27 protein-coding genes and 1 riboswitch are annotated in these 24,653 nt (G+C 40.4%); of the genes, 26 read left to right on the forward strand and 1 reads right to left on the reverse strand.

Translation table 11 applies throughout. The features are described from left to right. Nucleotides 1-9: 9 nt before the first annotated feature. From eutJ to U5921_RS08375, 12 genes are all read left to right on the forward strand, one after another. The gene (gene eutJ, locus U5921_RS08320; RefSeq protein ID WP_324822191.1) at nucleotides 10-831 is read left to right on the forward strand and encodes an ethanolamine utilization protein EutJ; all 822 of its coding nucleotides are present in this window, start codon (nucleotides 10-12) and stop codon (nucleotides 829-831) included. A 14-nt stretch (nucleotides 832-845) separates the two neighbouring features. Then, on the forward strand, nucleotides 846-1,577 hold the full coding sequence (locus U5921_RS08325; protein WP_324822194.1) for a hypothetical protein: 732 nt from the start codon (nucleotides 846-848) through the stop codon (nucleotides 1,575-1,577). Between the two features lie 53 nt (nucleotides 1,578-1,630). Next, nucleotides 1,631-1,912, forward strand: coding sequence for a EutN/CcmL family microcompartment protein (locus tag U5921_RS08330; RefSeq protein WP_324822197.1), 282 nt, complete (start codon nucleotides 1,631-1,633; stop codon nucleotides 1,910-1,912). A 27-nt stretch (nucleotides 1,913-1,939) separates the two neighbouring features. Next, nucleotides 1,940-3,292 (forward strand): 4Fe-4S dicluster domain-containing protein, encoded by a 1,353-nt coding sequence (locus U5921_RS08335; protein ID WP_324822200.1) that lies wholly within the window; start codon nucleotides 1,940-1,942, stop codon nucleotides 3,290-3,292. Between the two features lie 5 nt (nucleotides 3,293-3,297). After that, nucleotides 3,298-3,837 carry a BMC domain-containing protein gene (locus U5921_RS08340; protein ID WP_324822202.1) on the forward strand — a complete coding sequence of 180 codons (540 nt, stop codon included), beginning with the start codon at nucleotides 3,298-3,300 and terminating at the stop codon, nucleotides 3,835-3,837. A 118-nt stretch (nucleotides 3,838-3,955) separates the two neighbouring features. Then, complete coding sequence (locus tag U5921_RS08345) at nucleotides 3,956-5,116, forward strand: ethanolamine utilization protein EutH (RefSeq protein ID WP_417765056.1); 1,161 nt, start codon at nucleotides 3,956-3,958, stop codon at nucleotides 5,114-5,116. 18 nt (nucleotides 5,117-5,134) lie between these two features. Beyond that, nucleotides 5,135-5,581: a cupin domain-containing protein gene (locus U5921_RS08350; RefSeq protein ID WP_324822208.1), complete on the forward strand. Its 447-nt coding sequence runs from the start codon at nucleotides 5,135-5,137 to the stop codon at nucleotides 5,579-5,581. 130 nt (nucleotides 5,582-5,711) lie between these two features. Further along, a riboswitch (cobalamin riboswitch) is annotated at nucleotides 5,712-5,892 on the forward strand. 23 nt (nucleotides 5,893-5,915) lie between these two features. Then, nucleotides 5,916-6,041 (forward strand): hypothetical protein, encoded by a 126-nt coding sequence (locus tag U5921_RS08355; protein ID WP_324822211.1) that lies wholly within the window; start codon nucleotides 5,916-5,918, stop codon nucleotides 6,039-6,041. Between the two features lie 46 nt (nucleotides 6,042-6,087). Next, nucleotides 6,088-9,144: a peptidoglycan DD-metalloendopeptidase family protein gene (locus tag U5921_RS08360; RefSeq protein ID WP_324822214.1), complete on the forward strand. Its 3,057-nt coding sequence runs from the start codon at nucleotides 6,088-6,090 to the stop codon at nucleotides 9,142-9,144. 12 nt (nucleotides 9,145-9,156) lie between these two features. Then, the gene (locus U5921_RS08365; protein ID WP_324822217.1) at nucleotides 9,157-9,540 is read left to right on the forward strand and encodes a hypothetical protein; all 384 of its coding nucleotides are present in this window, start codon (nucleotides 9,157-9,159) and stop codon (nucleotides 9,538-9,540) included. Between the two features lie 326 nt (nucleotides 9,541-9,866). Next, the gene (locus U5921_RS08370) at nucleotides 9,867-10,364 is read left to right on the forward strand and encodes a hypothetical protein (protein WP_324822220.1); all 498 of its coding nucleotides are present in this window, start codon (nucleotides 9,867-9,869) and stop codon (nucleotides 10,362-10,364) included. A 274-nt stretch (nucleotides 10,365-10,638) separates the two neighbouring features. Further along, nucleotides 10,639-12,345: a C69 family dipeptidase gene (locus tag U5921_RS08375; protein WP_324822223.1), complete on the forward strand. Its 1,707-nt coding sequence runs from the start codon at nucleotides 10,639-10,641 to the stop codon at nucleotides 12,343-12,345. 65 nt (nucleotides 12,346-12,410) lie between these two features. On the opposite strand, the gene U5921_RS08380 is transcribed toward U5921_RS08375, so the two are convergent. Beyond that, nucleotides 12,411-13,133, reverse strand: coding sequence for a hypothetical protein (locus U5921_RS08380; RefSeq protein ID WP_324822226.1), 723 nt, complete (start codon nucleotides 13,131-13,133; stop codon nucleotides 12,411-12,413). 217 nt (nucleotides 13,134-13,350) lie between these two features. Here U5921_RS08380 and U5921_RS08385 point away from each other — a divergent pair, with 217 nt between their 5' ends. From U5921_RS08385 to U5921_RS08450, 14 genes are all read left to right on the forward strand, one after another. Next, nucleotides 13,351-13,794 (forward strand): hypothetical protein, encoded by a 444-nt coding sequence (locus U5921_RS08385; RefSeq protein ID WP_324822229.1) that lies wholly within the window; start codon nucleotides 13,351-13,353, stop codon nucleotides 13,792-13,794. A gap of 156 nt (nucleotides 13,795-13,950) precedes the next feature. Beyond that, entirely contained in the window at nucleotides 13,951-14,415 is a 465-nt protein-coding gene (locus U5921_RS08390; protein ID WP_324822231.1) for a MarR family winged helix-turn-helix transcriptional regulator, read from the forward strand. After that, complete coding sequence (locus U5921_RS08395) at nucleotides 14,412-15,371, forward strand: beta-ketoacyl-ACP synthase III (protein WP_324822236.1); 960 nt, start codon at nucleotides 14,412-14,414, stop codon at nucleotides 15,369-15,371. The genes U5921_RS08390 and U5921_RS08395 overlap by 4 nt, the downstream gene beginning before the upstream one ends. 23 nt (nucleotides 15,372-15,394) lie before the next feature. Beyond that, the gene (locus U5921_RS08400) at nucleotides 15,395-15,619 is read left to right on the forward strand and encodes an acyl carrier protein (protein WP_324822239.1); all 225 of its coding nucleotides are present in this window, start codon (nucleotides 15,395-15,397) and stop codon (nucleotides 15,617-15,619) included. A gap of 9 nt (nucleotides 15,620-15,628) precedes the next feature. After that, nucleotides 15,629-16,576, forward strand: coding sequence for an enoyl-[acyl-carrier-protein] reductase FabK (gene fabK, locus U5921_RS08405; protein WP_324822242.1), 948 nt, complete (start codon nucleotides 15,629-15,631; stop codon nucleotides 16,574-16,576). Further along, nucleotides 16,564-17,478 carry an ACP S-malonyltransferase gene (fabD, locus tag U5921_RS08410; RefSeq protein ID WP_324822245.1) on the forward strand — a complete coding sequence of 305 codons (915 nt, stop codon included), beginning with the start codon at nucleotides 16,564-16,566 and terminating at the stop codon, nucleotides 17,476-17,478. The genes fabK and fabD overlap by 13 nt, the downstream gene beginning before the upstream one ends. 25 nt (nucleotides 17,479-17,503) lie before the next feature. Beyond that, entirely contained in the window at nucleotides 17,504-18,244 is a 741-nt protein-coding gene (fabG, locus tag U5921_RS08415) for a 3-oxoacyl-[acyl-carrier-protein] reductase (RefSeq protein WP_324822247.1), read from the forward strand. Then, nucleotides 18,237-19,346 carry a nitronate monooxygenase gene (locus U5921_RS08420; protein WP_324822250.1) on the forward strand — a complete coding sequence of 370 codons (1,110 nt, stop codon included), beginning with the start codon at nucleotides 18,237-18,239 and terminating at the stop codon, nucleotides 19,344-19,346. Before fabG ends, U5921_RS08420 begins: the two co-directional genes overlap by 8 nt. Nucleotides 19,347-19,353: 7 nt before the next feature. Then, complete coding sequence (fabF, locus tag U5921_RS08425) at nucleotides 19,354-20,610, forward strand: beta-ketoacyl-ACP synthase II (RefSeq protein WP_324825972.1); 1,257 nt, start codon at nucleotides 19,354-19,356, stop codon at nucleotides 20,608-20,610. A gap of 13 nt (nucleotides 20,611-20,623) precedes the next feature. Beyond that, nucleotides 20,624-21,097: an acetyl-CoA carboxylase biotin carboxyl carrier protein gene (gene accB, locus U5921_RS08430; protein ID WP_324822253.1), complete on the forward strand. Its 474-nt coding sequence runs from the start codon at nucleotides 20,624-20,626 to the stop codon at nucleotides 21,095-21,097. Between the two features lie 29 nt (nucleotides 21,098-21,126). Next, nucleotides 21,127-21,558 (forward strand): 3-hydroxyacyl-ACP dehydratase FabZ, encoded by a 432-nt coding sequence (gene fabZ, locus U5921_RS08435; protein WP_324822256.1) that lies wholly within the window; start codon nucleotides 21,127-21,129, stop codon nucleotides 21,556-21,558. An 11-nt stretch (nucleotides 21,559-21,569) separates the two neighbouring features. Then, a complete protein-coding gene (gene accC, locus U5921_RS08440; protein WP_324822259.1) occupies nucleotides 21,570-22,913 on the forward strand; it encodes an acetyl-CoA carboxylase biotin carboxylase subunit in 1,344 nt (447 codons plus the stop codon). A 3-nt stretch (nucleotides 22,914-22,916) separates the two neighbouring features. After that, nucleotides 22,917-23,786, forward strand: coding sequence for an acetyl-CoA carboxylase, carboxyltransferase subunit beta (accD, locus tag U5921_RS08445; RefSeq protein WP_324822262.1), 870 nt, complete (start codon nucleotides 22,917-22,919; stop codon nucleotides 23,784-23,786). After that, nucleotides 23,786-24,574 (forward strand): acetyl-CoA carboxylase carboxyltransferase subunit alpha, encoded by a 789-nt coding sequence (locus tag U5921_RS08450; protein ID WP_324822265.1) that lies wholly within the window; start codon nucleotides 23,786-23,788, stop codon nucleotides 24,572-24,574. Before accD ends, U5921_RS08450 begins: the two co-directional genes overlap by 1 nt. Nucleotides 24,575-24,653: the final 79 nt, after the last annotated feature.

Raw genomic sequence — 24,653 nt, forward strand, 5'->3', positions numbered from 1 at the left:
GAATGTAGGATGAATTTGCAAAGAGTAAATAAATATATGGAGCGAATCGCCCAGTCAGAAACGACAACCTTTGAACCAACAGGAGAAAAATTAAAAGTTGGAGTGGACCTGGGAACTGCTTACATTGTCATGGTTGTGCTTGATGAACAGGATAATCCAATTGCATGCGAAAAACAAGCGGCCAATGTGCTGAAAGACGGGGTTGTCGTAGACTACTTAGGTGCTTTGCAGATTGTAAAGGACTTAAAGGGAAAGCTGGAGAAGCGTTTAGGCGGAAGAGAGCTTTTAAATTGTGCGATTGCAATGCCCGCAGGAACAGAAAGCAGCGTAAATACGCACACGTATGTGGCGGAGGGAGCAGGCTTTGAGGTTACAAATGTTTTGGATGAACCTTCTGCAGCAAATGCTGTTTACCAAATTGAAAACGGGGCTGTGGTAGACATCGGCGGGGGAACAACAGGGATCGCAATTCTGCACAATGGTAAGGTGATTCGCATGGAAGATGAAGCAACTGGAGGAACACATATCTCTTTGGTTCTAGCAGGGAATTTTCATATTGATCTTGCGCAGGCTGAGGAGATAAAACAAGATTACAGTAAGCATAAAGAAATTTTACCCGTAGTAAAAGCTGTGGTAGAAAAAATGGCTGCAATTGTAAAACGGTATGTTCACCCAGAAGAGATTGATACCATTTATCTTTGTGGAGGGACCTGCTGTCTTACAGGAATTGAAAAAATCTTCGAAAAAGAGACAGGGATTATAACTATAAAACCGGATAATCCGTTCTTGGTAACTCCTGCGGGGATTGCAATGAACTGTATTGCCGGTTAGGAAGGAGGGGGCAAATGGAATGGAATGAACTGGTTGAAGAAATTACAGCCAGAGTAAAAAAAATATTGCAGGAACAAGAATCATTGAATTGTGAAGCACCTGTTACGGAGTGTGGAACAAAAAAGAAACTCCTTATTTTGTCGCCACAAGGCAGTGAGCAATGCCATGAAGTATGGGATTCAATAAAAAACCAGAAGGAATGGAACATTACGTATGCTGCAGAAGAGAACTATGATTGCGATATCGCTGCAGTGGATACAGTCGTACTTTGTAACGTAAGCAATGAACGACTCGTAAAGATTGCAAACGGCATCGGAGATACCCCTTTGACAGCATTAGCAACTCGAGCCATATTAATGGGCAAAAAGGTGATTATTCCAACAGAGGAATTAGAACTTCTTTGCTATAGCAAGAGTGCACCTGCGGCCTATTATGACCACATGCTGCAGTATGTAGCTCTTTTAAAACGGTCGGATGTAGTATTGTGTGATTTAAAGCAACTCTATTCGGTAATCTGTGAAAAGGAAACGTGCGAAGAAGAATCCGGTATAAAGAGTCAGCAGCCTTACGTTCAGGAGAAGAAAGAAATCCTGCATTTAGGAAAAAAAGTGGTGACAGAGCGTGACATTCATGAAGCTTGTACGAATCAGATAACTGAGATTCGAATAGGTAAAAAAACGATTGTAACCGATCTTGCAAAAGATTATGCGAGAGAAAGAGGCATCAAAGTGATTGCGGAGATGTAAGATTATTGCGGAAAGCAGAGCACTCGAAGCATTAATAGAGAGGATGGAAACATATGCAGGTAGGAAAAGTTATTGGGACGATTTGGGCAACTAGAAAAGAAGAACGTTTGGCAGGATTAAAGCTTTTAATCGTGATACCGATAGATCTGCTTGAAAAGAACAGTAAAATGAGTCCGATTGTTGCCGCAGATATTATTGGAGCAGGAGTGGGCGAGACGGTTCTGATTGTTTCCGGAAGTTCTGCTCGCAGTGCGGTTGGAGATTCAAAAACTCCTGTAGACGCTACGGTTGTAGGGATTGTAGATGACCAGGAAATTGATGAAAATGTACTATAAATCGACTCGGAATAGTGAGGTGATTCTATGAAACTGATCGATGCGGTAAAGTCTGCAGGAGTTGTTGGGGCCGGAGGAGCCGGATTTCCCACTCATGTTAAGCTGGCGGCACAGGCAGATACTTTTATTATAAATGCCGCAGAATGTGAGCCTTTAATTGAGACGGATAAATATTTAATGCGGACTTTTCCGGAAGAGCTGATTATATCAGCTGAATTAATTGCGACTCATTTAAAAGCAAAGCGAAAGGTAATCGCTTTAAAAAGTAAATACAAAGAAGAGATTAAAGCCTTGTCTGCGGCAATAGATAAACACAACTCTTCCTTTGAATTGGTGCAAATGCCTTCTTTTTACCCTGCAGGTGATGAGCAGATTTTAGTTCAATTTGTTACCGGAAAAAGTGTGCCGGAACGAGGGTTACCACTACATGTCGGAGCAGTTGTCGATAATGTTGGAACTGTTTTAAATGTGGGAGAAGCTGTTGCCGAAAAACCGGTTACAGACAAATATCTTTCAATTGTAGGTGAGGTAGAAAAGCCATTAATGTTAAAGGTTCCAATTGGAACATCCATAAAGGAGTGCATTGAAATGGCAAAACCCCTTATTTCTAAGTATGACTTTATACTCGGCGGCCCGATGATGGGAAGAGTCTGCAAAGGGGAAGAGGCGCAGACGGAATTTGTTACAAAGACAACTGGAAATGTGATTTTGCTGCCAAAAGGACACTATTTGGTTGAACGCTCAGAGCTCTCCATTTCTGCCATTGCGGCACAGACCAGAAGCGCCTGTATCCAGTGTAAAATGTGTACCGATATGTGCCCTCGTTATTTAATTGGGCATGATATAAGACCAAGTCAAGTGATGAGAAATCTTTACAGAGAAAAAACAATTAAAGATAATGTAGAATATGAACATGCATTTGGGAGTGCGATAAACTGTTGTGACTGTGGAATTTGTGAAATGTTTGCCTGTCCAATGGGATTGTCTCCTCGAAAAGTAAATGGATATATTAAAGGCAAGTTGGCGGAAAGGAAAATTAACCCGGAAAAGAACCAATCACCCCAGGTGCGTGAAGGGCTTGACTGGAGAAGAATTCCTACCGACAGGTTGATTGCAAGGCTGGGGTTAAGCAAATACGCATCCCTTCATGTAAAAGAGCCTTGTAGGGAATACAGACCAAAAACAGTGACACTTTATTTAAAGCAGCATATTGGTGCGGGTGCACAACCTTGCAGAGAAACCGGCGAATTTGTTCAAAAAGGTGAATTAATCGGTAGTATCGGAGAAAATGCTCTTTGTGCAAATCTGCATGCCAGCATTACTGGAAAAATTACATTTATAAATAATGAGAAGGTTGTAATTACAGAGAGTGAGGAGTGAGATCAATGGCAAATGCAATCGGCATGATAGAATTGAATAGCATTGCAAGGGGAATTGAGGTATGCGATTACATGGTAAAGGCAGCACAAGTGGAGCTGCTGAGAGCCTCTACAGTTTGTCCGGGAAAATATATTGTGGTAGTCGGTGGTGATACCGGTGCAGTCGAGTCATCCATGAAAGAAGGCATACAAAAAAGCGGGGAATGTGCAGTCGATACTCTTTTTATCCCAAATATTGATTCACAAGTAACGTTAGCAATCAATATGACCAATCCAATTGAACGATTTGGAGCAGTCGGGGTTCTTGAGTTTTATTCCATTGCTTCGGCAATTACGGCTGCAGATACTGCAGCAAAAGCCGCAAATATTACTTTGGTTGAAGTGCGCATGGGCTGTGCAATTGGCGGAAAAGGAATTGTAACGCTGACTGGAGATGTAGGAGCCGTGAAGGCTGCCGTAGAAGCAGCACAGCAGGGAAGCGAGCTTATGGTGGGTAGTACGGTCATTCCAAGACCATCCCCTAAGTTAATTGAAAACTTGTTATAGTTTATATTGGAGGAATTCCACAGAATAATGAAATAGGAGGTAGTCTATGTTTAATGAATTGATCGAAGCTTTCGATGTATCTGTGTTGACATCGAGTTTACAATCGTATGTTTCAAACTTGACCGTTAATTCTATTATCGTAACCATTATGACGATTTTCATGTTAATAGGTGCAGTGGATAAAATCAGAGGAAACAAACTTGGCTATGGAGAACAATTTGACGAGGGTTTTAATGCGATGGGACCTCTTGCGATTGCTATGGCAGGAGTTGTTGCAGCAGCGCCGGTATTATCTATTTTATTAAAACCATTCATTGCACCGATTTATACTTTTTTCGGCGCAGATCCCGCAATGTTTGCTACGACACTGCTTGCTTGTGACATGGGCGGCTATCCGCTCGCAATGCAGCTGGCGGCAGATGAAACCATTGGAAATTTTTCTGGATTAATTTTAGGCTCTATGATGGGACCAACGATTGTATTTACAATCCCAGTAGCCTTGTCCATTATTAAAAAGGAAGATCGACCGTATCTTGCAGCTGGTGTTTTGGCAGGCTTGATTACATTACCTCTAGGCTGTATAGCCGGAGGTCTGGTCATGAATATGACTCCGTATAAAATCAGCCTGATTCGTATCTTAATTAATTTGATTCCGGTTATTATTGTAGCAGGATTGATTGTACTGGGTCTTTGGTTTAAGCCGAGTTCGATGATTAACGGATTTAACCGTTTTGGAACAGGTGTTACTGTTATCATTACTGTTTTTACTGCAATAGCTATTTTCCAATACTTAACAGGAATTCGATTCCCACTCTTTGATATCATGGTAGATCCGGATAAGAATGGAGGCGTAGTCGGTCTGGAGTCAGGTCTTCTCGTCTGCGGTCAGATTGCAATTGTCTTGGCCGGAGCCTTCCCAATGGTGCTTTGGATTACAAATACCTTCGGGGGCGCTTTGGAACGAATCGGAAAAGTGCTTGGAATGAACGACAAGGGTTCTGCAGGTATGGTTGCCACTTTGGCAAACAACATCGCTATGTTTAATATTTTACATGAAATGAATCCGAAAGCAAAACTCTTAAATGTAGCATTTGCAGTATCTGCAGCGTTTGTATTTGGTGACCATCTTGGCTTTACTGCCGGAAATAACCCTGATATGATTTTTCCGGTCGTTGTAGGAAAGCTGGTTGCAGGTATCACTGCACTTATTTTGGCAAATGCGTTAGCTCCTAAGCTGCTGAGCAAAATTGAAGACGGAAACGGCGAAAAAGCAGTGTAAAAATAAGGAGGATAAAATATGAATGTTAGTGAACAGCTTATTCAAGAAATTGTACAGAAGGTTTTGACCCAATCGCAAGGAAATATCAAAAATGAATTTGAAAAAGAAGCAGACCAGAGCGGCATTTTAGTGGTTCGAACGGAAACAGTGAAGACAGAGGCCTTTGAAGGAAGAGATGATGTCAAGCTGAAAGACATTGTGACACTGGAAGAAGCGCCGAGAATGGGAGCCGGAATTATGGAGCTTTTTGACGGTGCCGATTTTGAATGGACGCTTACTTATGACGAATTTGATTATGTAATTGACGGAACCTTAGAGATTCTCATTGACGGAGGACGTAAGATTACCGGAAAGAAAGGGGATATTATATTAATCCCGAAAAACAGCCATATCTCTTTCAGCACTCCGGATTATGCACGATATGCATACTTTGTCTATCCCGCCAACTGGCAGGAGCTGGCATAATTTAGTAATAAAGCATTAAGAGAGACCCTCTTACCTCAGTACGGTGAGAGGGTTTTTAAATCCTATTATAATTCCAATAAACTCTTTTATAAAAAATATATTGATAATTTATAAAATAAAGAATATACTGTAAAAAATAGACGCTTTTTGTAGTATGCAAGGTACATTGCATATAGAATAGAAAACAGGTGAGAACCCTGTGCGGTACCGCCGCTGTGAGTGGGCGCTCCTCATGAAAAGTACAAAAGAGCTTTCGTGAAAGAAGAGAAAGTGCCCATAAGCCAGAAGGGACGAAAAGCAGAAGTGTTTCCCGTGCAAAATAGGATGGTGATGCATGGAAAATGAAATTTTAGAGTGCAGAAAAACGGACTGCGGCAGATTTGCTGCGGTCTTTTTTAATTCCAAGAAAGATGATTTTTCCTTCTTGGGTGAGAAAGAAAACAAAAATCGGTTTCAGTAAACAGTGTGTGATCCATAAAGAAAAAGAAGAAAAGAGGGAAGAGGAAATGAGACAAAGAAGGAAAAAGATACTGGCGATGCTTCTTGCAGCAGTGATGCTCGCAGGCACGAGCTTGACCGCTTTTGCAACAGATTGGTCAACCTATCAGGGAAATGAGAAGCACAATGGAATTTTAGTAGAAGGCGCGGAAACTAGCACCAGCCCGAGCGTTACACAGATTGTTTTACCGCATAACGGCTCCGGCTGGGACGGCGTCGATTCCGCCGCTGTCATGGAGACGACAGAGGATGGCGATACCTATGCTTATGTACTGTATGACGGGTACACCATAAAAGAGGATGGAAGCGGTGGCGGGCGGCTTGCAAAGATCGACTGCACTGCATCGACACCGTACGTCGTATGGGATACGCAGATTACGCAGAGCCCAGGCTTCCAACTTTCGAGCCCGTATCTGGATGTGGAAGACAGAAGCATCTATGTAGGCGCTTCCGGCTACAACCAGAAAGCAACAAACGATAATTTGGCTTTAGAAGCAGGAGTAACAAAGGATTGGACCGTATCTAAAGCAGGTACAAAAATGGAGCTAAATAAGGTCATCGTATCCGGGGATGAGACGGTTACAATGACACAGTCAAATGTAAATCTAAAAAACAGGAAAAAGCACCGTGCGGCCACCGGCGTAAAGGTATATGGAAGCAATGTGGCTATGACCATTACCGCAAAGCTCAATGGAACCGTAGTGGGAGAAAATACCTTCACATCCCCAGATTTGATCGACGGCCACTATTACTTAAACAAAAACTTTGATGACCACTCTTCCGCAGCAGAAGCAGCAGTCGTTACCGGAGCGAATACGCTGGAATTTACCTATGAAGTATCCGGAAATACAGGCAATACCGTAGAAGTTGAGTATTGCAGTCTATATGAACAAAACAGTGCGATTACTAAGCTAGTAGATATTGATGAAGATATGCCAACTACAGATTGGTCACTGGCTGTGCCAAATAATGCACAGGTTAACACACCGATTGTAAAAAATGAAGAATACATTTACTTCGGAACCTGGTCGGGACGTACGGGGACATACTATCAATATGATATAGATTGTGAAGAGCTACTGGAATACAATCCGGGTAACGGTGGCTTTTACTGGGCCGGTGCGGTGGTAGACGGGGATTACGTTTATTTCGGCGGAGACAATGGTTATCTATATGCCCGTCCGGTTGGCGATGATTTTGAAGATCCCGATGAGGGAAGCATAATCAATTTAGAAACGGCAGGCGGTGTGAGCCCGGGCAATGTACGCAGCACGATTTCCCTCGTAGACGGGCACCTTTACTTCACGAGTCAGGGCGGTTACATTTGGAGTTTTACACCAAATGACGGTATGCCGACTCTCGACTGGAAGGCAGAGCTGGCAGCGACCTCTACGTCGACACCGACCGTAGTAGGAAATGATATTTATGTAGGCTATTACGCTGGATTTAGCGCGGGCGGTGTGCAGAAGATAGAAAAGACAGGGCGCCATACGGTTACGACGATTGCAACGCCGGGACCGGTACAAAGCTCAGTACTTGTCTATATGGACGGAGGCGTAAATTACCTGTATTTTACTACCAATTCCGCAACCGGAGCCGGCTACTGCTATAACGGCAGCACCCGAACAAAGGTTTGGCAGACACGCGGAGATACGTATACCCTGCAGGGGATGGCTTCCAGTAACGGTATTTTAACTTTTGGTAATGACTACGATCACTTTTATCTTGTGGGAGGGGCACATATGACGGAAAAAATACCAGATCATACAGGAGCGTTCGTTTGGCCTGCAGATTCTGCTGAGGTAACTTTGTGGTTTGGAGAGGTTGATGAGCAGTATACAGCAGCCAATCAGGGAATGAATATACAAGGAGAAGCAAACGGTTCTGTTTATTCTGTCAGCGATGGGGTGGTAGCCTATAAAGGTAATTCTTCTAAATATGAAAACGTTCTTTACATTAATTTTAAATATAATGGGATCTATATGCAGGCAAGATACGGACATTTATCTGAAACTGCTAGCTTAAGGGTAGGTGATAAAGTAAAGAAAGGTGACTTTGTTGGTAAAATGGCAACTGATTCAGATACAGGAAGTGGCTTGGTCGAGATTGTTCTCTGCAAATCAAGCAATGGTGTAGTATGCAATAAAAATGGAAGCAATATTCAATTTGTCGATCCGATTCAATATTTAGAACGTCCAATGTGTGATATTTCTTATCTTGAGCAAGACATGGCTACTGTTTTAGATACCTCAGGGTTGCAGGAATCTTCTATTGCAACTCATGCCATTTGGCCTTGGGAGGATGCAAACGATCCGGATATAAGATACAGAGAAAATAAAGACTTGAATACAAGTCAGGCTTATCTAAGAAAGCTTATAGTAGAATATGGAAGAGAAGTTAACAAGGCAATTACACATAAAAATATCGTAAAAAAAGGAGTCATTAGTTATAATGCGGCAGATGGCATTACTACGATCAAGTTAAACGGACGAACAAAAAAATATGGAGTCTCTTTAGGCAATGCTAAGATTAAAAATAACCGTATGGTTGTAGACCGTGAACAAGTTTGGTATGATTTGATTGGAAACGTGTACCATTATCCAGAAGGGGGGACATGGTATGCGGAGAAAACCGATTATATAAGTGGAGGGGTTTGGCAAGTCATTTATATGCCAAAGGATATTGCGAATGATTTATATCGACTGACTGGGGACGAACCGATTCCTCAGATGCTTTATGATAGGGGAAAAGAGGCCATGGTGGGTATAGAAACGAAGGCTTTTGCTGAATTTTTATCAGCCAACTATGGGATTGAAATATCTGCATCGAATGTAGGCGTGTTCGCAGCAGCACTAGTCTTTTTGTACGATTTTTCAAAAGCCTATGATAGAAATAAATTTTTTAATGCAATTGAACAGTGCAATAAAAATGAATTTGTGAGAATATCTTGCTTCTTAATTCCTTATCAAGGCATTACATATTCATATACAAATGCAAGGGAGATAAAAGACGTATATAGGTCAACAGGAGTATTTAAAGCAGGGTATTTTGAATTCAGCGAATAATAAGGGGGAGATATGAAACATAGAAATGTGTTAAATTTAATGCTTGAGTTAGCTACTATGATATGTCTTATTTTCTTGATACTGGTATCCATCTTTAATTTAAGCTGGGAATTCAAAAAAATAGGGATTAATATTTACTTTATCTTATTTTTAATTTTGGGCATGTTGTTTTTGTATTTTACTTTTTCGAAACAGTATAAAAGGAAGAAAACAAAAAAAAATATGCGGTGGGAATTGATAGAGAGATTTCTAGTAAGCATGGGTTCTTTTATTATGGCACTATTCAGTTATTCTCCACCACAGTATTTTAATAAAATAATAGCAATAATTATTATTGCCTATGGAGTGGCCAGTATGATTGTTGACTGGTTGATTGAACATTTCGTGAAAAGGTGAGCGTTAGGAAGAGATCATTCATACTTTATCTATCCCGCCAACTGGCAGGAGCTGGCATAATTTAGTAATAAAGCATTAAGAGAGACCCTCTTACCTCAATACGGTGAGAGGGTTTTTAAATCCCATTATAATTCCAATAAACTCTTTTATAAAAAATATATTGATAACTTATAAAATAAAGAATATACTGTAAAAAATAGACGCTTTTTGTAGTATGCAGGCAGATATAAAATAATTATAAGAAATGAAAAAAGATGCTTCGAATAAAAAAGAATAGATATTAATTCATTCAAAATAAAACGTGATAGTTTCTGAAAAGGAGTATTATGAATAAATCGTTTAGATTTCAGAGCGAAAAAATTCAGGGAAGGCTACGGCGATTGAACTGGTTTTGGTCGATTTCAGTTATAATTTTCATTTTATTAAGCTTTAGCGACAATCTTGCTACGGATAGACCTTCGGAGTTATCTTTTGTACTGAAAGAGTACAATCCTCTTTTGGCATGCCTTTGCGTTCCTTTTGTAATTTGCTTAGTTGTGAAGCTTATCGAGTTTTTTCTCATACGTTTCAAGTCAGCAGCAATTGTACCAGACAAAAAGTCTATCTTGTCTTGGCTCATAAGGCATTTTTATATCAGTTATAAAACAGAACAGCTTGTACTAAAAGAGGAAACCATTTTACTTATATTGCAGACAGCCTTTTGTGTATTCGGTTTTTTTATGGAGATGAAGTGGTATCTCATAGGTGCAATCGGAATGCTTTTGTACCTATTGCTTTATATTACTCTAAGCTTTGAAGACATCAAAAATCTTTTGAAAAACTGAATTTATAAAAAAAATCCGTACTGTTTAATATACTTGTAAGATAATGTTTTGAAGTAGAAAAGATGCCTGCTATTTGGTGGGCATCTTTTTAGTATTGTCCGCATTTACGGAGAGGAGCATATTACATAAAGTAGCAAAATATTTTTTTGTTAAAAGAATATAATTAAAAAATTTAGAAAATTAAAACTATATTCATGGACGCATACTCATTTTTATAGTAAAATAAAATAAAATGATTCCTAAATTATTTAATGATGCTTTAAGGAGGCAGAATATGAGGAGATTTAGAATCTTGGCAGTTACGCTTGTGATGGCGTTAACTCTCAGTACAGCAAGTGTATTTGCTTGCACCGCAGTTTATGTAGGAAAAGATGTGAGCGCCGACGGCAGTACGATTTTGGCTAGAAGCGAGGATCAAGGAAGCGGCGCTTACAATAAAATGTTTGTAGTGGTTGATCGGGTGGAGAACGTGCCCGGGCGGACCATTGATGATGTAAATGGATTTTCCTATAAGCTGCCAGAAACGACATATAAATATACGATGGTGCCCGATTATTCTGATGCGGGTGACGGGACTTATGCCGGAGCATGTACAAATGAATATGGCCTATCCATAAGTGCGACGGTATCCGCTTATGCCAAACCAGAGGTAGGAAGTGTGGATCCGTATGTTGAGGGTTCTCTGCGTGAGGCTGCATTGACGGAAATTGTTGCAGCAACCTGCAAGACTGCAAAGGAAGGAATCAAGCTTCTGGCAAACATCATTGAAACCTCAGGATCAGAAGAAGGAAATGTCATACTGCTTGCGGATCAAAGCGAAGCATGGATTTTTGAGGTTTACAGCGGACACTTATGGGCAGCACAAAAAATGCCGACAGATAAAGTGGCTGTTTTCGGTAACCAATTTATGATAGAAACCGTCGATCCGCTTGATACCGATAACTTTATGTATCATAAGAACTTATTTGAAACCGCAGAAAAATATGGATGGACAGAAAAAGTAGATAATAAAGTTCATCTTGCAGCAACCTTTGGGGAAGCAAGAGAAGACTATTCGAATATGCGCACATGGATGGGACATAGACTACTTGCTCCATCTACAGTAGGGGATTATAAGACAGAAAGCTATTACCCTTTGTTTTATGCTCCGGATAAAAAGGTTTCTGCATTAGAAGTGATGGATGTGCTTCGCAACCGATACGAAGGGACGAAATATGATGGAGCATTGCCTGAAAATGCAGGACTACGGTTTATCGGTGTTGAACGCCAGTCACAGATTCATGTCATCCAAGTAAAAGAAGAGTATCCGGCTGATATTTCAGCATTACAGTGGCTTGCTTTTGGTAATGCGGAGCACTCTGTATTTTTACCAAATTTCAGCGGAATTAATGATACCTATGCGGCCTATAAAGTGGACGGAGAACGGCCGAACTATGACGGTGCATATTGGAAATTTAAACGGATCTGTGCTTTGGCAGAGCAGAACAGAAGTTTTTACGGGCAGGGGGTCAAGGATTATTGGAAGCTCTATGAAGAGCATCTCTATAGCGACATACAAAAAGCGGAGAAACAAATGCTCGCTCTATATGCAAAGGATCCAAAGAAAGCAAAACAATACATAACGAAGCTGCATATGGAGATCGCAGAAAAAGCATGTAAAGATGCAGACCATCTTTATGATGATTTACTGTATTTTGTAATGGATCGAAATGGGCGCAAGCTGGATAGGAGGGGCGGGCCGTTTGTAGCGAGTGTTGCAATTCGAGATGCCGCAAACATGAAAGGCTATACACTGAAATGGATTGCGAAGGACAAAACGATTACGTTAACAAAGGGGTCGACTGTCTATAGTATTATTGCGGGTGATTTGGAATATAAGGTTGTGAAAAATGGAACCAAAACAACGGGTAAATTCTCTGAAACACCGCGTGTGGAGAAAGGAATCACATATTTGCCCTTTGATTTTGTAAGTGCATTATAGGGGACGAAACATAAAAGACAATAGAAGGAGCTGCATTTTAGTTGGTATAAAATGCAGCTCCTTTTTTATACAGAAAGTGATTGAGCATTTTCAGAGCATGCACCATTTGCAAGCGTTTCTGTATCAGATGTTTCATCGAAGCGCAGTGTATCGAGGATGTATTGCTTGTATCTGAGATGTTTGGTGTTGAGTGGCTTTGAGAAGCTGAAATGTCCTAATTTAATCTTGTCACTTGTATAAACCGGAGAGGAAAACATCTTTCTTGCTCCAGTCAAACAGTCATTTCCATAGACGAAGATAGATATTTTTGCGGAAGAACCATAAGTGTGTAGTATGTCATCTAAACTTAATGTGCCATTTTTTGCTTTTGTTCGTGTTTCAGGGGAATAGAAGGATTTTTTAAATTCATTTAATGTAGTTTGTGTCGGATATAATGTCAGTTTATGTGCATAGCTTAATCCGGCGTTCTTTTTTTGATAGCGTTTGCCATGTAAGATCGGGAGTGTATTATCATTGCCGATACCCAGATATGTATAGTTTGTAATTTTTCCAAGCTTTAAGGATATTTTTGCCAGCAAAGAAACTTCGATTAAATCACGGTTTCCCGAGTTAATCAATTTTATTCGATAGCGGTATTCTCCTGGATATTCTTGTGTATTTTTTGATTTTTCAATTATTGAAGAATAGTTTACTTTTGTTCTTGAAATCCGAAAAGTTAGTATCCAAAAGAGAAAAGAAGCAACGATTGATGTAAATATACTCCACAGTATAGTTTCGATTAGAGTCATAGCAAATAATACCTCCAAATTTGATTTCTTTATTATACCATTTGTTGATTGTTTACGGGGGGTTTTAGATTGGGTATAATAATAAAAATAAAGATAATTATACATAGGAGCTTATGAGAACCTTCATTTTCGAGAATACTGTGATATAATATATGATTCATTTCAATTGAAAGAACGGTTAGCTATTTGATCGTCATATAGGATGGAGTGCTGTAATATGTGCTGGGAAGAAAAACTAAATATGTTGTATGGAAAGGATAATTTAAAAGCCTATGCGGTTTTACAGGAACTTGAAATACTTTCCGAAAAAGAAGATGCCCTGTATCCTTATTTTGAACAATTTCTGGAGATGCTTCAAAGTGAAAAATATATGATTCGAATGCGTGGATTACGTCTTCTTTGCAAACAGGCGAAATGGGATAAGAAAAATAAGATTGATGAGAATATAAATGAAATTCTGTCTACGCTGGAAGACAAAAAACCTACAGCAGTCAGACAAGCCCTGAAAGCATTGGAGGATATCGTCGTCTGCAAACCAGGGCTGCATAGGAGGATAAAAGAAAAAGCGGAGGCTGTAAACTACATGGCATATAAAGATACAATGCACCATCTTATAAAAAAAGATATCCAAAGATTACGGGAGATAATGGAACACGTTTAAAATAGGCGATGGGACATGAAAAAGCACTGTTTTCTTCTGAAATAGGAAGTTTGTAAAAAACAAAAATAGTTTGACAAACTAATTAGTCAGATTTATAATTAGTTTGTCAATCTAATTAATTAGTAAAAATTAAATAGCATACAAGGAGGAAGCAGAATGGATCTATTTTCCAGAGAACTGAATGGTTTATTGGCAGATACCTTTCGTTCCATATTGAAAATAGAAGAGCAGGCAGTTCGAAATTCAGAGCAATCGGATCTTTCTATTAATGAATTGCATTTGTTGGAAGCAGTAGCAAAGGATAAAGACAAGGGAAGAACTATTAGTGACATTGCTTTGGATATGAATATCACATTACCTTCTGTTACCGTTGCGATCAATAAGTTAGCTAAAAAAGGATATGTTGAGAAGATAAAATCTGAAAATGATGGAAGACGTGTGTTTGTAAAATTAACTCGATTGGGTCATAAAGTAAATGCAGGTCATCAGTATTTTCATGAAAATATGGTTCGAAATGTAGCCGCTGGCATGACAGAAGAAGAAAAAGAAATTTTGGTAAGAGGTATTACAAAATTAAACGAGTTTTTTAAAAAAAGACTGGAAGCGAGGAATAAAAAATGAGCTTTCGAATATTAGGAACCGGCAGTGGTCTGCCGTCTCTTTGTAAAACAAATGATGATTTATCAAAAATTATGGATACCGACGATGAATGGATTCGAACACGAACCGGAATTGAGGAACGCCGGATCTGCGGTGAAGAGAGTATTACGGATTTGGCGGAGTTGGCAGCAAAACGCGCACTGGAAGACAGTGGAGTTTTAGTAGAACAATTGGATTTAATTATTTGTGCTACGCTGTCTGGTGATTACATTACGCCATCAATGGCTTGTATTTTACAAGATCGCCTGGGTGCAAAATGTCCGGCTTTTGATCTAAATGCAGCCTGTACCGGATTCTTATACGCAATGGATGTGGCTGCAGGGTATTTTGCAAGAAATTCAAAAATGAAGATTTTAGTTGTTGCAGCAGAAGCAATTTCTAAATTGGTGGACTGGAGAGAACGTAATACGAGTGTTATTTTTGCAGATGGCGCTGGTGCTGTTGTTTTAGGCGAAGGAGATGATTTGCTGGCAATTCGTTTGACAGCAAAAGGAAATATCCATGCACTTGCAGCCCCGAATATCGCGGGCAACTGTCCATTTCGTAAAGAAGCAAATCAAGAAACGTTTTTGGAGATGGATGGAAGAGAAGTTTTCCGTTTTGCCGTTTCGTCTATGTGCAGAGATTTAAAAACAGTGATGAAGCTTGCAGGTGTAACAGGCGATGAGATCGATTATGTTTTACCGCATCAGGCAAACATGCGAATTTTGGATTCTGCAATTGGTAGACTAGATATTGATGGAGAAAAATTTCTCACCAATATAAATTGCAGAGGGAATACCTCTGCGGCAGCAATCCCGTTACTGCTTGATGAGACAAATAAAGCGGGAAAGCTGAAAAAGGGCAACCTATTAGCAATGAGCTCCTTTGGAGGCGGCCTCACAACAGGGGCATGTATTTTACGTTGGAGCAAATAAAAAGAAAATTGGAGGATAAGGATATGACAACATTTGAAAAGGTAGTAAACATTTTGGTGGATGCAAAGGATTGTGAAGCTGATAAGATTAAGATGGAAAGCACATGGGTTGAACTGGAATTGGATTCTTTAGACACGGTTGAATTGGTAATGAATCTTGAAGATGAATTCAGTATTTCACTAGAAATGAATGAGAATTTGAAAACAGTTGGAGACGTGGTAAAGGCAATTGATGCTGCATTGGAATAGGGGTTAATCATGATTAAAACACCAGTTTGTGAGATATTAGGAATCGAATATCCCATTTTCCAAGGTGGAATGGCGTGGATTGCGGATGCTGATTTAGCAGCCGCAGTTTCCAATGCTGGAGGTCTTGGGATTATTTCTGCAATGAATGCGAATGGGGAGTGGCTGCGAAGGGAAATTCATAAAGCGAGATCCCTTACCGATAAGCCGTTTGGGGTAAACATTATGTTAATGAGTCCGCATGTTGAAGAAGTTTCACAGCTAGTCGCAGAAGAAAAAGTGGCGGTGGTAGTAACCGGAGCCGGAAATCCGTCAAAGTATATGAAAGATTGGATTAAAGCTGGCATTAAAGTGATTCCTGTTGTTCCATCAACCGGGATTGCGAAGCTGGTAGCAAGAAATGGAGCGGTTGCTGTCATTGCTGAAGGAGGAGAATCCGGCGGACATATTGGAGAGATTACAACAATGGCATTGGTACCGCAGGTCTGTGACGCGGTGGATATTCCGGTTTTAGCTGCCGGAGGGATTGCGGACGGCAGAGGAGTTGCAGCAGCTTTTATGCTTGGAGCAGTCGGCGTGCAGCTGGGAACTCGGTTTTTAGTTGCCAAAGAATGTAATGTACATCAAAATTATAAACATAAAATATTGAAAGCAAAAGATATTGACACGATGACTACTGGGAAACGACTTGGTCATCCGGTTCGTACTTTAAAAACTCCATTTGCAAGAACCTTTTTGAAAATGGAATATAACAGTGAAGTATCAAATGAAGAATTAGAAAAATTCGGTGCAGGCTCATTGTACGCCGCTGCTATTTTAGGCGATGATAAAAAAGGCAGCTTTATGTCAGGTCAAATAGCTGCTATGGTAAAAAAGGAACAGACTGCGGCTGAGATCATTCAAGAAATCTTTACTGAAGCAGAAGAAGTGATTCGCGGAGGAACAAAATGGGTAAAATAGCTTTTGTATTTGCTGGGCAGGGAGCACAATATCCAGGGATGGGAAAAGAATTTTACGACAATAATGATGCAGCAAGAAATATCTTTGATCAGGTCGAAAGGCTGCGTCAGGGAACGAAGGAACAATGCTTTTTCGGAACAAAAGAAGAACTTTCTCTTACAGTGAATACACAGCCTTGTTTATTCACTGTTGATTTAGCTATTGCAGAAGCTTTAAAAGCAGAGGGGGTTTCTCCCGATGCAATCGCTGGATTTTCCCTAGGTGAAATTCCAGCTTTGATTTTTTCTAAGATGCTTACCTTGGAAGATGGTTTCGCTTTTGTCTGTAAACGTGGTGAAGCAATGCATGAAGCAGCGATGAAACATCCAGGTGGTATGGCAGCAGTATTAAAGTTAAGTGCAGAAACAGTAATTTCCTTATGTGATGCTGAGGCTGGAACATTTCCAGTTAATTTTAACAGCCTGGAACAAACGGTAGTTGCTGGAAAGAAAGAAGCAATGCCTTCTTTTATAAAAACTGTCAAGGAAGCGGGGGGAATGGCAATTCCACTTGCAGTCAGCGGTGCTTTTCACAGCCCCTTCATGAAAGAAGCTTCTTTGGAATTAGAAACCTTTTTGGAAAACATCCCTGTGCAGGATGCAATATATCCTGTATATGCAAATGTGAATGCAAAGCCTTATACAAAAGAAAACTTTAAAGAACGGATTACCAAACAAATTATGAGCCCAGTGTTATGGCAAGCTACGGTAGAGCATATGACAGAAGAAGGGTTTGATAGCTTTATTGAGGTAGGACCTGGAAAAACGCTTTCCGGTTTAATTAAAAAAATTGCACCGCAGGCATCCGTTTATAATGTTGAAAAAGAAAGTGATTTACATCGTGTTTTAGAAGAACTAAAATAATACACGGTGGTTTTAGGAGAATATTATGTTAAAAAATAAAACGGCATTTATTACAGGTGCATCCAGAGGAATCGGTAAAGCCATAGCATTAGCAATGGCGAAAAATGGAGCCAATATTGCATTTACCTATGTATCAAACCAAACAGCGGCAGTCGAGACTTGTGAAGAAATTAGAGGTCTTGGAGTTGATGCGGAAGCTTTTTTATGTGATGTTACCGATTTCTCCCAGGCTGGCGAAACAGTTAAGGCGATTGTTGCCCGATTTGGGAAAGTTGATATACTGGTAAATAATGCAGGTATCACGAAGGATGGTTTAATTTTGACCATGAAAGAGCAAGATTTCGATCAAGTAATTAATACGAATCTCAAAGGTGCTTTTCATATCATCAAGCATATGAGCGGGCCGTTTATGAAACAGCGGAAGGGAAGTATTATCAATATTTCTTCTGTTTCAGGATTGATGGGAAACCCTGGCCAGGCAAATTATTCGGCAGCAAAGGCAGGACTGATTGGATTAACCAAAACAGTGGCCAAGGAATTTGCTCCGAGGGGAGTGACCTGTAATGCAATTGCACCGGGCTTTATAGAGACGGACATGACAGCAAAGCTTTCTGAAAAGGCAAAAGTGGCCGCACTGGAAGCAATTCCATTAAAAAGAATGGGTAGTCCTGAAGATATAGCCAATGTTGCTGTTTTTCTTGCTAGTGATCAGGCAAATTATATTACAGGAGAGATCATTAAGGTAGATGGTGGATTATATGTTTAATTGGTATGGAAAAGGGCTTAGATTTGGAGATTTGCGTATACCAACTCCCATTGTACAAGGCGGCATGGGTATTGGAGTGTCCGGGAGAAAATTAGCCATTGCGGTAGCAGAATCCGGAGGCATCGGTGTTATTTCCGCAGTCGGGCTTGGTTATATGGGAATTCCGTGTGAGATAGAAGAAAAGAAAGACGAGAGCTCAAATATTTCCATTCTAAGGCAGGAAATTCGTAAAGCAAAGCTTGCGACAAAAGGTGTGCTTGGAGTGAACATCATGGTTGCTATTTCTGAATTTGCAGAAACAGCAAGAGCAGCTGTAGAAGAGGGCATTGATATTATATTCGCAGGAGCAGGACTGCCTCTGAATTTGCCGGCTGCTTTAATTGAGGGAAGCAAAACGAAATTAGTTCCCATTGTTTCATCAGCAAGAACAGCGAAATTGATTGCAAAGCGTTGGATGAGTCATTATCAATATGTGCCGGATGGTTTTGTCGTGGAAGGGCCGATGGCAGGAGGACATTTAGGGTTTTCAAAGGAACAAATAGATGATCCGAGCTATCGTTTAGAGAATTTGATTCCGCAAGTTCTTGAAGAGGTAAAGAGAATAGAAGAAGATGCAAAAAAGGAAATTCCTATTATTGCAGCCGGTGGTGTGTATACAGGAGAAGATATTTATGAGATGTTAAACCTTGGTGCGAGTGGGGTTCAAATGGCAACTCGTTTTGTAGTGACGGAGGAATGCGATGCTGACCTTGCGTTTAAACAGGCTTATATTGACTGTAAAAAGGAAGACATTGGAATTATAGAAAGTCCGGTTGGATTACCGGGGCGGGCTATCATCAATAAATTTTTATTAGATGCAAAAAAAGGACTTAAAAGTCCGATCAATTGCAGCCGACATTGTATCAAAACCTGTCAAGAAGAAAAAAGTCCGTACTGCATTTCTTCTGCATTGATTAATGCAGTACATGGAAAGGTAGAAAATGGATTTGCTTTTATCGGTGCAAACGGGTATCGGGTAGACCGTATCTTAACGGTAGCACAGTTGTTTGAAGAATTGGCAGAAGAATTTCGTGTAAGATATGAGCAAAAGGCCTTAAAATAGGAGGAAGATTATGAGAAGAGTTGTAGTGACCGGACTTGGAGCAGTTTCTCCGGTGGGCAATCAGGTCGATGCATTTTGGGACGGCTTGATATCCGGAAAGAATGGCATTGACTTTATTACGAAATTTGATGTGTCAGATTATAAGGTCAAAATTGCGGCAGAGGTCAAGGGCTTTGATCCTTTAAAGTACATGGAGAAAGCAGAAGCGAGAAAGCAGGATCTTTTTTCGCAATATGCAGTGGCTGCAGCCGTGCAGGCGATGGAAGATGCAGGAATTACGGAAGCAAACACAGACCCTGAGCGTCTTGGCGTTTATGTTGGATCAGGAACCGGTGGGATGAATACCTTTTTTGATGAGGCCAAAAAGCTTTTGGAAAAAGGTCCAAACCGTACCTCTCCGTTTTTTATTCCAATGATGATTGGAAATATGGCAACAGGGAACATTGCGATTCGTTTTCACGCGCAGGGACCGAGTCTTCCGATTGTTACCGCTTGTGCGACTTCGACGAATGCGGTTGGAGAAGCTTTCCGCACCATTAAATTTGGATACGCAGATGCAATCATTGCAGGCGGAACTGAGGCTACAATAGTGCCTTTAGCAGTAGCAGGATTTACGAATTGTATGGCACTGACACAGAAAAATGATCCAAATGCAAGCTCCATTCCATTTGATAAGAATAGAGATGGGTTTGTCATGGGTGAAGGAGCGGCAATTCTGATTCTTGAAGAATATGAACATGCGGTTAATCGAGGAGCAAATATTTATGCAGAAGTAGTAGGATATGGAAATACAAACGATGCGTATCATATGACTGCACCACATCCGGAAGCGATGGGGGGAGCAAAAGCAATCTCATTAGCCTTAAACGAAGCGGGTGCATTGGAATCTGGACTTTTAGAAGAAGAGCGGATTTATATTAATGCACATGGTACGAGTACGCCGCTGAACGATAAAACGGAAACCAAAGCGATTAAAATTGCATTGGGCGAAGAAAAAGCGAGAAAAGCACATATTAGTTCGACAAAATCAATGACTGGTCATATGCTGGGAGCAGCTGGTGCGATTGAAGCAGCTGCGACGGTGCTTGCATTGAAAAATGGAAAAATTCCGCCGACAATCGGTTATAAAGAGTGGGATCCGGAATGTGATTTGAATTATACGCCAAGTAAGAGTATAGAGGCGGACGTAAGATTAGGTATGTCTATATCACTTGGTTTTGGCGGACATAACGGCTGCATTGCATTTCGAAAAATAGAAGAGTAAGGAGCGGCTTATAATGAATATTGAAGAAATAAAAGGATTAGTGAGACTGTTAGAAGAATCAAAGTTGAGTTGTCTGGAAATTACAGAAGGTGCAACTAAGATTCGGCTGGAAAAAAATTTAACAAGCGATACACTTTTGACAGCGCCAGCATTCTCCACAATACCTAATGAAATACAAGCAGTGCCAAGCACAGCTGCACCATCCTTAGAAATAAAAACAGAAGAGCCGAATACAAGAAAAGAAATGCCTGTCGGAACTCCGGTAAAGTCACCGATGGTAGGCGTTTTTTATGCAGCGCCATCTCCGGAGGAAGCTCCTTATGTAGCAGTAGGAGATTCTGTAAAAAAAGGAGATGTTGTTTGTATTGTAGAGGCAATGAAGCTTTTAAATGAAATTGTTTCAGAATGTGATGGCGTTGTTTCCGAAATTTGTGTGGAAAATGGAGAAGTCGTGGAATTTGGTCAGCCTTTATTTTATATAAAATAAGGAAAATTTCACTTTTAGGAGTGATGGAAATGAAGAAAGAAGAGATTAAGAAGCTGCTTCCTCATAGAGAGCCAATGCTCTTGATTGATGAAGCTTCTATTGTGGAAGAAAATAAAGCAGAAGGCATTTATACAGTAAAAGGAGACGAATGGTTTTTACAAGGACATTTTCCGGGAGATCCGGTTGTTCCAGGTGTAATTCTTTGTGAGATTATGGCACAGACCTGTTGTGTATTGATTCGTGAAGGAAGTAGTGACGGAGATGAAGGAAAAGCGACACCATATTTTACTGGTTTAAATAATGTAAAATTTCGAAATCCTGTAAAACCCGGTGACGTTTTAAATCTAGAATGCAGTATAGAGCGGGTGAAGGAACCTTTTTACTTTGCAAAAGGAAAGGGCAGTGTGAATGGAAAATTGTGCGTAAGTGCGGAATTTTCATTTGCATTGGTAAAAAAATGAGGAGATAATTCATGTTTTCAAAAATATTAATTGCAAACCGCGGAGAAATTGCAGTGCGAATTATACGCGCCTGCAAAGAAATGGGGATTGCTACGGTAGCTGTTTTTTCGGAAGCGGATCGTGATGCCTTGCATGTCAGCCTTGCGGATGAAAGTATCTGCATTGGTCCGTCATCACCAAAAGACAGTTATTTGAATATGAGTGCAATATTATCTGCTGCGGTAGTGGCCGGCGCAGAAGCAATACATCCGGGATATGGCTTGCTTTCTGAAAATGCGAGATTTGCTCAGTTGTGTGAAGAATGCGGTATTGTGTTTATCGGACCTTCCGCAGAAGTCATTCGCCGTATGGGTGATAAGGATGAAGCCAGGAAAACAATGAAGCAGGCAGGTGTTCCTGTGACTCCAGGTTGTGATGTCATCGAGGACGTGAAAGAAGCGAAGAAAGAAGCAGAGAGAATCGGCTTTCCCCTGTTGGTAAAAGCCAGATCGGGCGGAGGCGGAAGAGGAATCCGATTGGTCCATTCTGCTCAGGAGTTTGAAGCAGCATTTAAAACGGCATCGGCAGAAGCAAAAACAGCGTTTGGAGATGGCGCAGTTTACATGGAGCGTTTTCTATCTCCCGCGAAGCATATAGAGATGCAGATCCTTTGTGATAAGCAAGGAAATGTGATTTCTTTGGGTGAACGTGAATGCTCAATTCAGAGAAAAAACCAAAAATTGATAGAGGAAAGTCCGTCTCCGTCAGTAAGTGTGGAGACTCGAAATAAAATGATAGAAGTTGCAGCAAAAGCTGCAAAAACAGTTCGTTACGAAAATGCAGGAACGATTGAATTTCTTATGAGTGAGGACGGAAGTTTTTATTTTATGGAAATGAATACAAGGCTGCAAGTTGAACATACCGTGACAGAGATGGTCACAGGAATTGATTTAGTGAAATGGCAGATACGTATTGCCGCCGGAATTCCTTTAGACATGAAACAAGAGGAGATTCAATTTACAGGCAGTGCGATTGAGTGTCGAATCAATGCAGAAGATCCGAGTCAGAATTTTCGACCTTGCGCAGGACGCATCGACTTGCTTCATATACCAGGAGGGCCGTGGGTTCGTTTCGATACTGCGATTTACCAGGACTATGTAGTACCGCCTTTTTATGATTCTATGATTGGTAAGCTTATTGTTCATGCAAAGACGAGAGAAGAGGCCATTCGGAAAATGCGTGCTGCATTATGTGAACTGATTATAGGAGGAATCGCAACGAATACGGAGCTTCAACTTGAAATTTTGGAGGAAAAGGACTTTGTAAAGGGAGACTATTATACGAATTTCATGGAGCGTAGGGAGAAAAGGGGGTAGTTCATGTTAAAAAAAGGTTTGTTTCGAAAACCAAAAAATGAATTAGAATATAAGGAAGTGGAACAAGTAATTTCACAACCATGTATTCCGGATGATGTCTGTATTTCTTGCCCTGAGTGCAAAAATACCCTTTTTGTATCTGAAGTGAAAGAGAACAGCCATGTTTGCCCTGTCTGTGGGAGACACTTTAAAATAAGTGCAAGAGAACGACTGCATATGATTCTAGATGAGGATTCATTTGAAGAGCTTTATTCAGACTTAATTTCTTTTAATCGAATTGATTTTCCGGGATATGACGACAAGTTAGAGACTGCAATGCAGGATAGCGGGGAGTCAGAAAGTGTAATTTGTGCACAAGGTACGATTGGTGGATTTAACACAGCAATTTTTGCAATGGATTCCAAATTTATGATGGGAAGTATGGGGACAGTAGTTGGAGAAAAAGTTACAAGATTATTTGAGTACGCAACACAAAAAAAACTTCCGGTTATTGGATATACATTGTCTGGAGGTGCACGAATGCAGGAAGGCATTTTATCCTTAATGCAGATGGCAAAGACAAGTGGAGCAGTGAAACGCCATAGCGATGCGGGAAACCTCTATGTGGTTGTACTTACGGATCCTACTACGGGTGGTGTTTCGGCAAGTTTTGCGATGGAAGGTGACATTATATTGGCAGAACCAAAGGCGCTGGTTGGTTTTGCAGGACCAAGAGTCATAGAACAGACAATCAGACAGAAACTACCACAGGGCTTTCAAAGATCTGAATTCTTGTTAGAAAAAGGATTTGTTGATGCAATCGTGGAAAGAAAAGATCAGAGGGATTACTTAAAGAATATATTAGCACTTCATAGTAAGGAGGTGCTGCTATAATGGAAGCTTATAAAAGAGTGATGACAGCCCGTGCAAAAGGCAGGGCAACAGCACAGGACTTTATTGATAATTTAATTAGTGATTTTATGGAATTTCATGGCGATCGCAAATATGCAGATGACTCTGCTATCATTGGTGGCATCGGTAAATTAAAAAATATGCCCATTACGGTGATTGGTATAGAAAGAGGCCATACAACAAAAGAGAAAGTAAAAAGAAACTTTGGTGCTGCACATCCAGAGGGGTATCGAAAGGCACTTCGATTGATGAAGCAGGCAGAAAAGTTTAAACGGCCGGTACTTTGCCTTGTGGATACGGCAGGCGCTTATTGTGGAATTGAAGCCGAGGAGCGTGGCCAAAGTTTGGCAATTGCAGAGAACTTAATGGAAATGATGACGCTAAAGACCCCTATTCTTTCTTTATTTATTGGAGAAGGAGGTAGCGGCGGTGCTTTGGGGCTTGCGGTTGCAGATCAAGTCTGGATGCTTGAAAATGCGGTCTACTCTGTTATTTCGCCGGAAGGATGCGCCAGCATTCTTTGGAAAGATCCTTCAAAGATGAAAGAGGCAGCGCAATGCCTTAAAATGACGGCAAGAGAATTGTATGATCTTGGAGTAGTAGAAAAAGTAATCAAAGAAAAGGAAGCGGGAAAAGATTTTAAAAAAGTGTATTACTTATTAGAGGATCTTTTGTTTGATGCATTTAATAAAGCTTTGAAACTAGAGGAAGCAGATTTGTTGGAAATGCGTTATCAAAGATTTCGACAAATTGGTACGCAAGAAAGATGAAGATAAAAAATTAGACATAGGATTGTATAAATTATTATATTAAAAAAGGGAAACCCTGATAGTTTAAGGAAAGCATAAG

Origin of the sequence: Sinanaerobacter sp. ZZT-01 (genome assembly GCF_035621135.1) — a bacterium.
GTDB lineage: Bacteria > Bacillota > Clostridia > Peptostreptococcales > Anaerovoracaceae > IOR16.

Coding starts and splice junctions, on each gene's coding strand:
- eutJ (WP_324822191.1), top strand. CDS start 10: ATGAATTTGCAAAGAGTAAATAAATATATGGAGCGAATCGCCCAGTCA.
- U5921_RS08325 (WP_324822194.1), top strand. CDS start 846: ATGGAATGGAATGAACTGGTTGAAGAAATTACAGCCAGAGTAAAAAAA.
- U5921_RS08330 (WP_324822197.1), top strand. CDS start 1,631: ATGCAGGTAGGAAAAGTTATTGGGACGATTTGGGCAACTAGAAAAGAA.
- U5921_RS08335 (WP_324822200.1), top strand. CDS start 1,940: ATGAAACTGATCGATGCGGTAAAGTCTGCAGGAGTTGTTGGGGCCGGA.
- U5921_RS08340 (WP_324822202.1), top strand. CDS start 3,298: ATGGCAAATGCAATCGGCATGATAGAATTGAATAGCATTGCAAGGGGA.
- U5921_RS08350 (WP_324822208.1), top strand. CDS start 5,135: ATGAATGTTAGTGAACAGCTTATTCAAGAAATTGTACAGAAGGTTTTG.
- U5921_RS08355 (WP_324822211.1), top strand. CDS start 5,916: ATGGAAAATGAAATTTTAGAGTGCAGAAAAACGGACTGCGGCAGATTT.
- U5921_RS08360 (WP_324822214.1), top strand. CDS start 6,088: ATGAGACAAAGAAGGAAAAAGATACTGGCGATGCTTCTTGCAGCAGTG.
- U5921_RS08365 (WP_324822217.1), top strand. CDS start 9,157: ATGAAACATAGAAATGTGTTAAATTTAATGCTTGAGTTAGCTACTATG.
- U5921_RS08370 (WP_324822220.1), top strand. CDS start 9,867: ATGAATAAATCGTTTAGATTTCAGAGCGAAAAAATTCAGGGAAGGCTA.
- U5921_RS08375 (WP_324822223.1), top strand. CDS start 10,639: ATGAGGAGATTTAGAATCTTGGCAGTTACGCTTGTGATGGCGTTAACT.
- U5921_RS08380 (WP_324822226.1), bottom strand. CDS start 13,133: ATGACTCTAATCGAAACTATACTGTGGAGTATATTTACATCAATCGTT.
- U5921_RS08385 (WP_324822229.1), top strand. CDS start 13,351: ATGTGCTGGGAAGAAAAACTAAATATGTTGTATGGAAAGGATAATTTA.
- U5921_RS08390 (WP_324822231.1), top strand. CDS start 13,951: ATGGATCTATTTTCCAGAGAACTGAATGGTTTATTGGCAGATACCTTT.
- U5921_RS08395 (WP_324822236.1), top strand. CDS start 14,412: ATGAGCTTTCGAATATTAGGAACCGGCAGTGGTCTGCCGTCTCTTTGT.
- U5921_RS08400 (WP_324822239.1), top strand. CDS start 15,395: ATGACAACATTTGAAAAGGTAGTAAACATTTTGGTGGATGCAAAGGAT.
- fabK (WP_324822242.1), top strand. CDS start 15,629: ATGATTAAAACACCAGTTTGTGAGATATTAGGAATCGAATATCCCATT.
- fabD (WP_324822245.1), top strand. CDS start 16,564: ATGGGTAAAATAGCTTTTGTATTTGCTGGGCAGGGAGCACAATATCCA.
- fabG (WP_324822247.1), top strand. CDS start 17,504: ATGTTAAAAAATAAAACGGCATTTATTACAGGTGCATCCAGAGGAATC.
- U5921_RS08420 (WP_324822250.1), top strand. CDS start 18,237: ATGTTTAATTGGTATGGAAAAGGGCTTAGATTTGGAGATTTGCGTATA.
- accB (WP_324822253.1), top strand. CDS start 20,624: ATGAATATTGAAGAAATAAAAGGATTAGTGAGACTGTTAGAAGAATCA.
- fabZ (WP_324822256.1), top strand. CDS start 21,127: ATGAAGAAAGAAGAGATTAAGAAGCTGCTTCCTCATAGAGAGCCAATG.
- accC (WP_324822259.1), top strand. CDS start 21,570: ATGTTTTCAAAAATATTAATTGCAAACCGCGGAGAAATTGCAGTGCGA.
- accD (WP_324822262.1), top strand. CDS start 22,917: ATGTTAAAAAAAGGTTTGTTTCGAAAACCAAAAAATGAATTAGAATAT.
- U5921_RS08450 (WP_324822265.1), top strand. CDS start 23,786: ATGGAAGCTTATAAAAGAGTGATGACAGCCCGTGCAAAAGGCAGGGCA.